Source organism: Pseudomonas sp. C6002 (assembly GCF_013385805.1).
In the GTDB taxonomy this organism is placed as follows: domain Bacteria; phylum Pseudomonadota; class Gammaproteobacteria; order Pseudomonadales; family Pseudomonadaceae; genus Aquipseudomonas.
Genome location: NZ_JACAPH010000002.1, coordinates 57,800 through 69,715, shown reverse-complemented (window position 1 = coordinate 69,715; position 11,916 = coordinate 57,800). Strand labels below are relative to the sequence as shown.

The window sequence follows — 11,916 nt, the reverse complement described above, 5'->3', positions numbered from 1 at the left end:
CCAATGACCCTAAAGACCATTCCGGCGGCGCCGGAGGCTCGGCCGCGCGCGCAGGTTCACTGCGACCTTACGCCGAAGGCCTTGGAGCGGTGGAATCCATCGATCAAGGCAGCCAGCACCGATGACAACACGATCACCATTTATGACCCGATCGGATTTGATTGGTGGACGGGTGAAGGGGTTACCGCAAAGCGGATCAGCGCGGCGCTGCGCTCTATTGGCGACAGCGATGTGACCGTGAAGATCAACAGCCCCGGTGGCGATGTATTTGAAGGCCTGGCCATCTACAACTTGCTGCGTGAGCACAAAGGCAAGGTGACGGTGCAGATCTTGGGCCTCGCCGCCTCGGCCGCGTCTTTCATCGCCATGGCAGCTGATGAAATCCAAATCGCGCGCGCCGGCTTCCTGATGATTCACAACAGCTGGACCATGGCCGCCGGTGACCGCAACGACATTCGAGAGGTCGCCGACTTCCTCGAGCAGATCGACGGAACACTCGCTGATATCTACGCCGTACGCACCGGTGACCCCATTGAGGCCATGCGCAAGCTCATGGACGTCGAGACCTGGATGGGCGGCGCTGCTGCAATCGATGCGGGGTTTGCAGACAACCTTCTGGCTTCTGACGCCGCCGTCGAGGATGCCAGCGCATCGGCGCCTCACCAAGTCGCTGCCCGCCGTATGGATCTGATCCTGGCCAAACAGGGCATGCCGCGCTCCGAGCGCCGCGCCCTAATTCAAGAACTCAAGGCTGGTACGCCTGGCGCTACCGCCTCCGGCAAGCAGAACGCTGCCGCAACCCCGGCCAACCTGGCCGACCCCATTGCCGAACTACAGGCCGCGCTTTCGCGGTTCTCGGCAGCAGCTATTCAAACCGGAGAAAAACCATGAGCGACACTACTGCCGAGCTGTTGAAGAACGTCTCCAACGAGCTCAAGAAGGCCACTGACGAATTCAGCAAACAGGCTGAAAACGCGCTTTCGGAGGCTAAGAAAGCTGGCTCGCTTTCTACCGAAACCAAGGCCGCTGTCGATGAGATGGCCCTGAAGTTCAACAGCCTGACCGAAGCCGAAAAGCAGCTGAAGGCCCAGCTTGGCGAACTGGAGCAGGAGTTCGCCCGAATTCCTACCCAAGCCGCTGCCGCTCAGCGCGAAACCCTCGGCGGTACCGTCATCAAAAGCGAAGCTCTGGCCGAGTTCGCAAAGAGCATTCAAGGCAACCGCCGCGTAAGCGTGCCAGTTCACGCCGCGCTGCTCAGCACCGGCGTTGCTGAAGGCGTATTGGAGCCACAGCGCCTGCCAGGTATCGACGTTATGCCGAAGCAGCGACTGTTCATCCGTGATCTTATCGCGCCGGGCCGCACCACTTCCCCGGCGATCTTCTGGGTGCAACAGACCGGCTTCACCAACGCCGCGCGCGTTGTCGCTGAAAACACTCAGAAACCGTACAGCGACATCCAGTTCAACACCAAGATCACGCCGGTTACCACCATCGCGCACATGTTCAAGGCGTCCAAGCAAATCCTGGACGACTTCGCTCAACTGCAATCCACCATCGACGCAGAAATGCGCTACGGCCTGAAATACGCCGAAGAGTCGGAGATCTTGTTCGGCGACGGCACTGGTGTGCACCTGCACGGCATCGTGCCGCAAGCAGAAGCTTATTCGGCAGCGTTCGAGCCTGACGCTATGACCCAGATCGACCAGCTGCGCCTGGCTATGCTCCAGTCGCAACTGGCCCGCTTGCCGGCCAGCGGACACGTGCTCCACTTTACCGACTGGGCGAAGATTGAGCTGACCAAGGACACCCTGGGTCGTTACATCATCGGCAACCCGCTGAGCCTCGCTGGTCCCACTCTGTGGGGTTTGCCAGTTGTCGCAACCGAACTGGCAGCATTCCTGGGCAAGTTCCTGACCGGCGCCTTCCAAACTGGTGCACAGATCTTCGACCGCGAGGACGCCAACGTGGTGATCTCCACTGAAAACGCCGACGACTTCGAGAAGAACATGATCTCGATCCGTTGCGAGGAGCGTCTGGCGCTGGCTGTTAAGCGCCCGGAAGCGTTCATCTACGGCACCTTCGCCACCCCAACCCCTTGATATAGCGGGGCCGCCCAATCGGCGGCCCTTCGGAGGTTGAAATGAAATTGAAGACCCTCAAGCCGCTGTATCTCGGCGGCAGAACTTTGGTTGAAGGCACCTCGTTCTTAACCAGTGAGCAGCACGGCCGACAGTTGCTGCAGAAAGGCTATGCCGAGCCAGACGAAGGCAAGGATGAGGTCTTGGTCGACCTGACTGACTCCGAAGCCGAACCCGACCCGATTACTTCCACCAGCGTGGCCGCCACTCAAAAGTCTGCACCCAAGGCAAAGGCCACTGACAAGAAAAAGGCTGATTGAGCATGAGCGTGATCGATATCGAGTTGGCCATGAAACACTTGCGCGCCGAAAGCGAAGACCAGGACTTGGTGCAATCCCAGCTGGATGGTGCTGAAGCTGCAGCGATGGCGTACTTGAATCGTTCGTTCTATGCCGATCAGGCCTCCCTGGAAGCTGCTAGGTTGTCAGCTCCCACCAAAAGAGCAGCCGCGGTGGTCGATTATGACTTATCGATGCTAGCCGCTCAGGCTATTGAAGATGCCGATCAGCGATTGGAAGCGGAGGCCGATGTGCGGTTTGTGTTCGCTGAAACGCTGGAGTCTGTAGCCAAAGCGGCTCGGGGCATGGTCGTGAACAAAGCCATCGAAGCGGCATGCCTGCTGAAGCTTGGGCACCTCTATGCAAACCGCGAAGAGGTTGTCTCTGGAACAATCGCGACCGAACTGCCGCTGACCAGCAAGTCGTTGCTGGCGCCGTATCGTATCGGCATGGGGGTCTGATGAGAGCCGGCCCATTGCGTCATCGCTGCACCATGTTCAAACCAGTCCTGACGAAAAATAAAACCGGCGGCTTCGACACTTCCTGGGTGGAGCTCGTGAAACTTTGGTCTGAGATCACCATGCCCACCGGGCGAACCGCGCCAGTCGCTGAGCAGTTAAAGGCGGTAGTCACTGCTGAGATACGTATCAGACCGCGCTCGGACGCAGTGGCCGGGAACCGGCTGGTGCACACGTCCGGCGGAATCGCCACTACCTACCTGATCGAAGCTGCCCTGCCGAACAACGAGCGCGACATGCTTCGATTGCTCTGTTCAAACGTACCCAATCCGTAGAGGTGAATCATGAAAGTAGTTGCACTGGGCGCTCTTTCCGGCGCTACCGGCGACCGGGAGAAGGGTGAAGAATTCACGGTGGATGCCAAGCTTGGTGCTGACCTGGTCGGGCGTGGCCTGGTCGATCCCGCGCCCGACCCGCCGCCCGCCGCTGAAAAGGCCGGAAAGGCCAAGGAGTAATCCATGGCCGCCCGTCGATCGCGCATGTCCGGCGACTTCAAGCTGCGTCGAACTCTGCGCACGATCCATCAATCCATGGATAACGAGCTGGCACCGGTGATGCGCGACAGTGCGGAGCGCATTCTTTCGACGATGAAGGACCTGATCCCGAAAGACACTGGCGCCGCCGCCGCTGCTCTGACGGTTTTCGTTTCGCAAAGCGGCCTCGACGCCCAGATCGGTATCAGGGGCAAGAAGAACAAGCAACGATTCTTCTACCTGCGTTTTGTCGAGTATGGGACCAAGGGCTACACCGGCAACAAACGTGCCGGTGGCCGAACCCGTCGCCCGACAAACAAGGCTGATGGCACCAACTTCTTCGGCAAGTACCCGGACATCCCAGCGCGCCCCGCGCATCCGTGGCTTCGTCCGGCGAAGGATGTGAATCGGGAATACGTAATCGCCAGCATCGAGGCCGCCATCGCTCGAACGCTGAGCAAGGCGAGCAAGGGGCTTACCAATGGCTGATCCGTCTGTTGCGCTGCAGGAGGCGCTGTTCGCCAGACTTGGGGCTGAGGTTTCATGCCCGGTCTACGACGGTGCGCCCATGGATTCACCGATGCCTTACGTTTCCATTGATCGGGAGCTATCCACAAACATCTCGCCTATCGCTGGAAGGAAGCGCGAGCAGCGGCTGATTTACCTGTCGGTCTGGTCGGACGCCCACGGCCAGGCAGAGGTGAAGCGCATCCTCGGCGAGGTTGTGGCTGCTCTGGATGAGCGCCGGTTGCCGTTAACTGTTGGCCGCGCTGTCTCGGTCCGGGTCTATCAGGCTGACGCCCAGCGAGATGCTGACGGCGTCACGTACCAGGGATCGCTCACGGTCCGCATCATCACCACCCACTAAACCCAACACCCGGCCGCACCGCGGCTTTATCCAATGTGCCCTTGGAGGAACCCCCATGGCCGAAGACAACCTCAACACAGCCGCCGGCTGCCGGATCGGTATCGGTAGCAAGAACGGCGCGGACACTGAAGCGCTCTACAAGGCAGACACCTACGTCGATATCGGCGAGGTTGAAGACCTGGGCGAGTTCGGTGACACGTTCAGTTCTGTGACCTTCACCTCGCTGCGCGATGGCCGTGTACGCAAGTACAAGGGCACCGCCGATGCCGGTGACCTGACCTTGGCCGTCGGCCTGGATAACGGTGACCTGGGCCAGGCCAAGCTGAAGATCGCTCACAAGGATCGCAGCAAGGGCGACTACAACATCAAGATCACCCTCAACGACGGCGATCCTGATGCCACCCCGGCGCTGCTGCCGACCACCTTCTATCTGCGTGGCAAAGTCATGAACAACACCGTCGCCGCCGGCGCCGCTGACAACGTGGTACGCCGCAACGTCACGATCGGCATCAACTCCGACATCCTGGAAATTCTCCCGGCTGCCGCGGCTTAACCCGAGGGGCTTCGGCCCCGAACCCCAAGGATTCGACGCATGAGCAAGACCCTTTTCGGCACCGTCGACATCAAGCTCGACGGTGAGACCTACACCCTTAAGCCTACGCTTGGCGCGGTGCGGGCCATTGAGGCCCACTTCGGCGGGCTGCGCGGCGCGTCCCAGGCAATCAACGCGCTGAGCGTCGACGGTTGCGCGGTGATCATCGCCGCCGGTGCCGGGCTGACCGGTAAATCCGCCGAGGCCGTTGCTGAGCAGGTTTGGCAGGCTGGCGTTCTCGATGTGTCCGTGCAGCTCAATGCCTACCTGGTGGCGCTGTACAACCCGAAGGGCCCTGACGCGGGAAAGGAAAAGCCGGCGGCGGCGTAAGTGCTGTCGAGAACGGCAGCTACGTCGACCGGCTCTACGCGGTAGCCACTGGCTGGTTGGGCTGGTCGCCCGAACTGGCCTGGGCCACGCCGATCCCCGAACTGTTCCTCGCCATGGACGCCAAGATCGAGTGGGCGCAGATGACGAATCCCTTCGGCGGTGGAAAGGCGAAAGCTAAGGCTGATAAGCCATCTGCGTCGACTGTGGCCGATAAGCTGCGGCAGGCGCTGACTGGCAGGCAGCCCGGGTAGCGGTGGTCGGTAACTATGCGACTTGCTACTCTCGTCGATTAACGCGACGGAGGAATGACAATGAGGAAGTTATTGGTAGCTACTGGGCTGGCTTTTCTGCTTTCGGGAAATGTTCAGTCGGCAGAGGAAAAGCTTGGACCGCTTGAGTCGGAAATGGCAGGCCAGGTTTATCTTTGCGGGCTGAATGCTCAGCTGGCGGATGGCGCAAAGGAGCCAAAAAAGAAAGCATATCTTGAAGATGCTAACAAGTGCGAGGGTGACAGCAAGGCAAAAATCAAGCAGATGGTTAAAGCAGAATATTCCAAGTATCAGGACGGGGACGCGGTTCGGCTTCGCTTAAAGGCGCTCTATTCAGCATATCTCACATACATGGATGCCGCGATGTGGGGCAAGGATTTGGTAGATAGCAAAGAGGCCATGGCTTTCAAGGATCGAGTCAGCGAATACAGGGCTGAGCTTGAACTTCGATAGCACTTAAATTTTCACGAACCCGCCATTGAGCGGGTTTTTTATTGTCTGGAGGAAAGCATGGCGGATACCGACGTTCAGGGGATGCTGGTTCGTATTGAGGCGACCACAGCACAGCTGCGTCAGGAAATGGCCCGTGCAGACTCTACTGTCGCTCAAGCATCGGGGAAGATCGATAAAAGCCTCGGTCGCGTCGACTCCGCGTTTGATCGCGCAGGTGATCGAGCCGCCCATGCTTCTGGCCTGATTAAAGGTGCCCTGGCGGCGGCAATAGGTGCAGCGGGTATCGGCAAGATCATTGAGGCCGCAGACTCTTACGGTCAAATGTCCGACAGGATCGGCATGGCTACAGTAAGTGTGGGCGAGTACGACTTGGTGCAGCAGCGCCTACTCGACACCGCGAAGCGGACCTACCGCCCACTGGCCGAGGCGCAAGAGCTTTACATCCGCACATCGGACAGCCTCAAGTCCATGGGCTACAACACCAGCCAAGCGCTGGATGTTATGGACAGCTTCAGTTTCCTGCTTGTGACCAATTCTGCCTCGGCTGATAAAGCCAGTTCTGCCATTGACGCGTACTCGAAGGCGCTCCAAACCGGCAAGGTAGAGATCGATGGATGGCAATCAATTCTGGCGGCTATGCCGACGATCGTTGATACCCTCGCAAAATCTACCGGGAAAAGTGCTGAAGAGATCCGCAGCCTCGGCGCGCAGGGAAAACTCGGTCTGGATATCCTTACCTCTGGACTTCAGACGGCCTCCAAGGCAAACGGAGAGCTCGCGGATGGGATGAGCGTCGCAGTGAGAGACGCAGTGCAAAACCTGTCCAACTCATTCAGCGTCTATGTGGGGCGCCTGAATGAAGCCACAGACTTCACGGGCACCCTCGGCAAGGCGATCAGCTTAGTCGGGGATAATTTCGAGACTATTGCTGACGTTGCGATTATGGCTGCGACCGCTGCGCTTGCACGGTACGGCGCTCTTGCGGCTACATCGGCAGCAACCGCAACCTACTCGGCATTCAAGGATGTCGCCGCGAGAAAGGCTCAGGCCACGGCGGTATTGCTGGTGGCTCAGGCTGAGCAGCAGAAAGCCCAGACATCAGTGTTCCTGGCGGAGAAAGAAGCAATCGCCGCGCGCGGCACCGCGGTGCAGACGCAGATGTCGCTCCAACTTGCTGAGGCCCGGCTTGCGGAAACGCGCGCCACCAATGCCGTTGCAGCAGCTCAGGTCGGCGTGAGTCGTGCGGGCGTTGGCTTGGTTGGAATGCTCGGCGGCCCCGTGGGCGTTGCAGCACTGGCAATCGGTGCGGCTACCGCTTTCCTAACGCTGCACGACAACACTAGCATTCTCGAAGAGAAGCTCGGCGACCTCAGTGATCCGCTGGATAAACTTGCGGAAAAGTTCAACAAGCTCAATCGCGCAACACAGTCCGTCACTCTGAGAGAGCTCAGGGCCTCTATCGCAGACACTGAAGAAGAGCTTTCTGGTGCTGCTGGAACCATAGCTTTCAAATTTCAAAGCAGCATGACAAATGCTGGACTGGCCGGGTCTTCTGGCTTCATGGCTGGCATCGCTCCACTGTCGACAGAGCTGCAGTCGGCAATGGACCTGATGAATAAGGCGGTGGCCGATGCCTCAAAAGGTCAGGCAGTCGATTGGAAGGCGTTGGCGGACCAGCTCCGCCTGATCCCGGGCGTAACCGAAGAAATGGCCCAGGCCATTGAAAGCGGCCAGATCAAAGTTTCAGGGTTGACGGATGTTCTCGGTAAGCAGCGCGAAACCCTTGCACTGCTTACCGGCGAAACCGATTCGAACACCCGCGCCCAAGGCGAGAACAACGCAGCGAAGGCGGCGGCTGCGCAGGTTGGGCAGAAGTATCTAGAGCAACTGCAGAAGCAGCTCGGCGCAGCGCAAGATAAAACCAGCCTTGAGGCAGCAAACCGCTTCATCGCGGAGAACACTGACCTTACCAAAGAGATGGTGGTTGCGATTCGCTCGGCGGCATCCGCTAAGGATGCTCAGAAAGCCAAGGATGATGCCGCCGCCAAGGCTCTGAGGAAGAACACAACCGAATCGAACTCTGCCGCGAAGCAACAGCTCAAGTCGTTTGACACAGCCGAGGAAGGCTACAAGCGCCAGATCGAACTGATCAACACCACCGGTAACAAGCAGAACGAAGCAACGGAGGTGATGAAGCTTTCCTTCGAACTCCAGGAGGGCAAGCTCGGCAAGCTGAGCGAGGCGCAGAAGAAAAAGCTCCAGGGCATGGCCGCCGAACTGGATGCGCTGAACAAGCTGAAGAAGGCCAACGAAGACGACCTGAAGCTGACGGCGTTCAAGAACGCCCAGGCGCTGACCACCCAAACCACGAAGGACGGGTTTGAGCAGGAGCTGGCGGGCGTGGGGATGGGCGATAAAGCCCGCGACCGTATGCGGGCCGACCTAGCCATGCGGCAGAAGTACGCCGCTGACGTCAACGAGCTGGTTAAGCAGCGCAACAGCGGCGAGATCACGCCGGAGCTTTACCAGAATGAGACTGCGGTACTGCAGGCCGAGCTCGACAAGCGCCTTCAGGCTCAGCAGGACTTCTACGCTGCTACGGACGAGCAGCAAACCAACTGGATGAATGGCGTCAACGAGGCCTGGGCGAACTATGCCGATGCGGCGCGAGACTATTCCGCCCAGGCAGCAGACATCACCAACACCGCGCTGCAAGAAGGCACCAGCGGCTTGGGCACGTTCTTCTCGGATGTGGCCAGCGGTGCCGAAGATGCCGGTGACGCCCTGGGCGACATGATTGGCAACTTCGCTAAGTCGATGCTCAAGGCGTTGGGTGACATGGCGGCTCAATGGTTGATCTACCAGGGTGTGCAACTGCTGGTGGGCAAGACTACTCAGGCGAGCGCCGCCGGCACGCTGGGGGCAAACGCACAAGCTATGTCGCTAACGGCCGGCTTGAACGCCTTTGCCTCCACTGCGGCGATCCCAATCATTGGTCCGGCAGCGGCGCCGGCGGCGATGGCCACGGCGATGGCTGTTACCGGGCCGTTGGCTTCAGCCGTCGGCATGACTGCGCTGGCGGGCATGGCGCACGACGGTATCGACTCGGTTCCAGAAGACGGCAGTTGGTTTCTGCAAAAGGGCGAGCGGGTAACTACCGCTCAAACCAGCGCGAAGCTGGATGCAATGCTCTCGAGGATCGACAACAGCCTGGGCAATTCTCAGCCACAAGCGCAGATCGGCGTCGGTAGCCTGGAGTCATCGGGTGACGGTCGTGCCGCGATGGTTGGCGCCGGCGCCCAGACGGCACCAAGCGGGCCGACACAGATTGTTTTCAACGCACCAATCACCGTGCAAGCCCAGCCGGGCATGACAGACCAGGATGCAGCACGCCAAGGACAGGCTATGTCGGCCGGGCTGGAGACGCAGTTCGGTAAATTCCTTGATCGTGAAATGGGCCAGGGTGGCCGGCTGTGGAGGCGTTGATGGCTGAGACATTTACTTTTGATGTTGAGGCCGGCGCCGACGGTGATGTCAGCCAGCGCACTTGGGAAAACGAGTTCGGTGACGGCATGGTCCAGGCCGGGGGCATTGGCATCAACACCAAGAGCCAGGTATGGAATCTGCTGCACACCGGTGAGGATGCCCCAGGCGAGGAACTGCCCGAATTGCTCGCATTCCTTGACCGGCATGAGGGCTATAAGGCTTTTCGCTATTCGCCGCCTGGTGAGCCCCAAGGCTGGTACCGGGCCAATGGGTACAAGAAGAAAGCCCTCGGTATGAACATCTACACCGTCACGTTCACCGTGAAGCAGGTATTCAACCCCCGACCTTAACCCTCACCAAACCCCGCCAAGTGCGGGGTTTCTTGTTTCTGGGGCCCTATGAATTACAACACCGATCTTCAAAAGCTTGAGCCCGGCAACCAGATCCGGCTTTACGAACTGGACGCTACGCACCTGGGTGCAACGGTTTGGCGCTTCCACGGCCATGCCCACGAGGGCGACATCATCTGGCAGGGGCAGCTGTATTCGCCGCTCCAGATCGAGGCCAAGGGTTTCGACATCCGTGGCGATGGACGCCCGGCTTCTCCGACGCTGCAGGTGGACGACGAGCTCGGTGGCGTTCGCGGAGCAATCACTGCCCTGTGCTTCCAGTTCCGCGACTTGGCCGGCGCCCGGGTGAAGGTGATCGAAACGTTCCGGCACTTCCTGGACGCCGCCAACTTCCCTGACGGTAACCCGACAGCCAGCGACCAATCGAAAACGAACCTCTGGTTTATCGAACAGAAGACGGAGGCGCTACCCAGTATCTCGGTGACGTTCTCGCTGTCGAGCCCTACGGACATGGAAGGCCAGATGCTGCCGGCGCAGCAGATCACCAAGCTTTGCCGGTGGGCCTGCCGTGGCGGGTACCGGCAGGAGGCCTGCGCGTACACCGGCTCGGCGATGTTCGACAAGAAAAACCAGCCCACCGACAACCCCGCGCTGGACCGCTGTGGCGGCTGGTGGAGCAGCTGCAAGCTTCGGGGAAACACCCGCCGGTTTGGCGGATCCATGGGCGCAAGCCTGATAGCAAGTTCGAGGTAGCGATGCGCATCAACCAAAAATTGCAGGACGAGATCCGCGCTCACGCCGAACGTGTCTATCCGGCAGAGGCCTGCGGGGTGGTGATCAAGTCCGCCACCGGGCGCGAGTACGTGCCCTGTGGCAACCTGGCCACCACGCCGCGCGAACACTTCCAGATCGATCACAAGGACATGGCCCAGGCAGAAGATCGGGGCGAGGTACTGGCGATCATCCACAGCCACCCCGACAAGGCGCCGGCGCCGAGCATGGCCGACCGCGTCAGCTGCGAGTTGCACGAATTGCCGTGGGGTATTGTCGGCTGGCCCGGCGGTGACTTCGAGTGGTTCAAGCCTACGGGCTTCCAGGCGCCGCTGCTGGGCCGTGACTTCTCCCATGGCCTGCTGGACTGCTGGGCTGCGTGCCGCGACTGGTACGCCCGGGAGGCGGGCTTGCAGCTGCCGAACTTCGAGCGATCCGATCTCTGGTGGGAACAGAAGGAAGGGCCGAGCCTCTACGAAGACAACTTCGCGGCCACCGGTTTCTACCAGGTCAACGAGGCGCGCCGCGGTGACATGCTGGTGTTGCAGATCCCAACGCCCGGCCGGGAGTGCTACTTCCCGAATCACGCCGTGATCTACCTTGGCGATGAGCCGGCGCTCCTCAGCGAGCCGGCGCCGAAGCTTGGCGGGTCTGGCCCGTTCATTTACCACCACATGCCCGGGCGCCTGGCGGCCCGTGAAATCTACGGTTGGTCGATGGCCAACCGGGTGAAGTTGATTCTCCGGCACAAGGACTACCGCCCATGACTATGCGCACCATCAAGCTCGGCGGCGTGCTGGGCAAGAAGTTTGGCAAGCAGTACACCCTGGACGTCCACAGCTTCCGCGATGCCATGGCAGCGCTGTGCATGATGAAGCCCGGCTTTGAGAAGTACCTGCGCACCGCCGAGGAGCGGGGCCTGGTGTTCGCCGTGTTTGTCGATGAGCGCAACCTGGGCGAGCAGGAGCTTGACCTGGTGGGCCGCGCCGAGGGCGACATCCGCATTCAGCCGATTGTCCAGGGCAGCAAACAGGCCGGAATGTTTCAGACGCTGCTGGGCGTTGTGTTGATCGTTGCCGGCCTGTTCACGGGCGGTACGACCACGGGGCTCGGGCTCGGTCTGCTCGCCGCCGGCGCCGCTGTCGGCCTGGGCGGGGTGGTGCAGATGCTTTCCCCGACCACAAATGCCACTGCCGAGGGCAAGAACGACGACGGCAACAACCCGAGCTACGGCTTCGGCGGCGCAGTCACGACCATTGCCCAGGGCAACCCGTACCCGCTGTTGTACGGAGAGCGCGAGATCGGTGGAGCTGTCGAGTCTGGCGGGATCTACACCCAAGACAACATCTGATTTAGTCACCACCACAAACCCGCTTCGGCGGGTTTTTGC

16 protein-coding genes are annotated in these 11,916 nt (G+C 60.2%); all 16 read left to right on the top strand.

What is annotated here, in order from left to right; genetic code table 11:
- The first annotated feature begins 3 nt into the window (after positions 1-3).
- A complete protein-coding gene (locus tag HX817_RS00830) occupies positions 4-891 on the top strand; it encodes a head maturation protease, ClpP-related (RefSeq protein WP_177039631.1) in 888 nt (295 codons plus the stop codon).
- Entirely contained in the window at positions 888-2,099 is a 1,212-nt protein-coding gene (locus HX817_RS00825) for a phage major capsid protein (RefSeq protein WP_177039630.1), read from the top strand. Before HX817_RS00830 ends, HX817_RS00825 begins: the two co-directional genes overlap by 4 nt.
- Before the next feature lie 41 nt (positions 2,100-2,140).
- Positions 2,141-2,398, top strand: coding sequence for a hypothetical protein (locus HX817_RS00820; RefSeq protein WP_177039629.1), 258 nt, complete (start codon positions 2,141-2,143; stop codon positions 2,396-2,398).
- 2 nt (positions 2,399-2,400) lie between these two features.
- Positions 2,401-2,877 carry a head-tail connector protein gene (locus tag HX817_RS00815; RefSeq protein ID WP_177039628.1) on the top strand — a complete coding sequence of 159 codons (477 nt, stop codon included), beginning with the start codon at positions 2,401-2,403 and terminating at the stop codon, positions 2,875-2,877.
- Complete coding sequence (locus HX817_RS00810; protein WP_177039627.1) at positions 2,877-3,209, top strand: head-tail adaptor protein; 333 nt, start codon at positions 2,877-2,879, stop codon at positions 3,207-3,209. The genes HX817_RS00815 and HX817_RS00810 overlap by 1 nt, the downstream gene beginning before the upstream one ends.
- A gap of 9 nt (positions 3,210-3,218) precedes the next feature.
- The gene (locus tag HX817_RS00805; RefSeq protein WP_177039626.1) at positions 3,219-3,389 is read left to right on the top strand and encodes a hypothetical protein; all 171 of its coding nucleotides are present in this window, start codon (positions 3,219-3,221) and stop codon (positions 3,387-3,389) included.
- A 3-nt stretch (positions 3,390-3,392) separates the two neighbouring features.
- Positions 3,393-3,896, top strand: coding sequence for an HK97-gp10 family putative phage morphogenesis protein (locus tag HX817_RS00800; RefSeq protein WP_177039625.1), 504 nt, complete (start codon positions 3,393-3,395; stop codon positions 3,894-3,896).
- Positions 3,889-4,275 carry a DUF3168 domain-containing protein gene (locus HX817_RS00795; protein ID WP_177039624.1) on the top strand — a complete coding sequence of 129 codons (387 nt, stop codon included), beginning with the start codon at positions 3,889-3,891 and terminating at the stop codon, positions 4,273-4,275. The genes HX817_RS00800 and HX817_RS00795 overlap by 8 nt, the downstream gene beginning before the upstream one ends.
- Before the next feature lie 55 nt (positions 4,276-4,330).
- Positions 4,331-4,828, top strand: coding sequence for a hypothetical protein (locus HX817_RS00790; RefSeq protein WP_046068872.1), 498 nt, complete (start codon positions 4,331-4,333; stop codon positions 4,826-4,828).
- A gap of 39 nt (positions 4,829-4,867) precedes the next feature.
- Positions 4,868-5,197, top strand: coding sequence for a hypothetical protein (locus HX817_RS00785; RefSeq protein ID WP_177039623.1), 330 nt, complete (start codon positions 4,868-4,870; stop codon positions 5,195-5,197).
- A gap of 311 nt (positions 5,198-5,508) precedes the next feature.
- Positions 5,509-5,919 carry a hypothetical protein gene (locus HX817_RS00780; RefSeq protein WP_177039622.1) on the top strand — a complete coding sequence of 137 codons (411 nt, stop codon included), beginning with the start codon at positions 5,509-5,511 and terminating at the stop codon, positions 5,917-5,919.
- Between the two features lie 57 nt (positions 5,920-5,976).
- On the top strand, positions 5,977-9,405 hold the full coding sequence (locus HX817_RS00775) for a tape measure protein (RefSeq protein WP_177039621.1): 3,429 nt from the start codon (positions 5,977-5,979) through the stop codon (positions 9,403-9,405).
- Positions 9,405-9,755, top strand: a complete 351-nt coding sequence (locus tag HX817_RS00770; RefSeq protein ID WP_177039620.1) for a phage tail protein — start codon at positions 9,405-9,407, stop codon at positions 9,753-9,755. The genes HX817_RS00775 and HX817_RS00770 overlap by 1 nt, the downstream gene beginning before the upstream one ends.
- A 48-nt stretch (positions 9,756-9,803) precedes the next feature.
- The gene (locus tag HX817_RS00765) at positions 9,804-10,508 is read left to right on the top strand and encodes a phage minor tail protein L (protein WP_177039619.1); all 705 of its coding nucleotides are present in this window, start codon (positions 9,804-9,806) and stop codon (positions 10,506-10,508) included.
- Positions 10,509-10,510: 2 nt separating this feature from the next.
- Positions 10,511-11,293 (top strand): C40 family peptidase, encoded by a 783-nt coding sequence (locus HX817_RS00760; protein ID WP_177039618.1) that lies wholly within the window; start codon positions 10,511-10,513, stop codon positions 11,291-11,293.
- Complete coding sequence (locus HX817_RS00755; RefSeq protein ID WP_177039617.1) at positions 11,290-11,877, top strand: tail assembly protein; 588 nt, start codon at positions 11,290-11,292, stop codon at positions 11,875-11,877. Before HX817_RS00760 ends, HX817_RS00755 begins: the two co-directional genes overlap by 4 nt.
- The last annotated feature ends 39 nt before the right edge of the window (positions 11,878-11,916 follow it).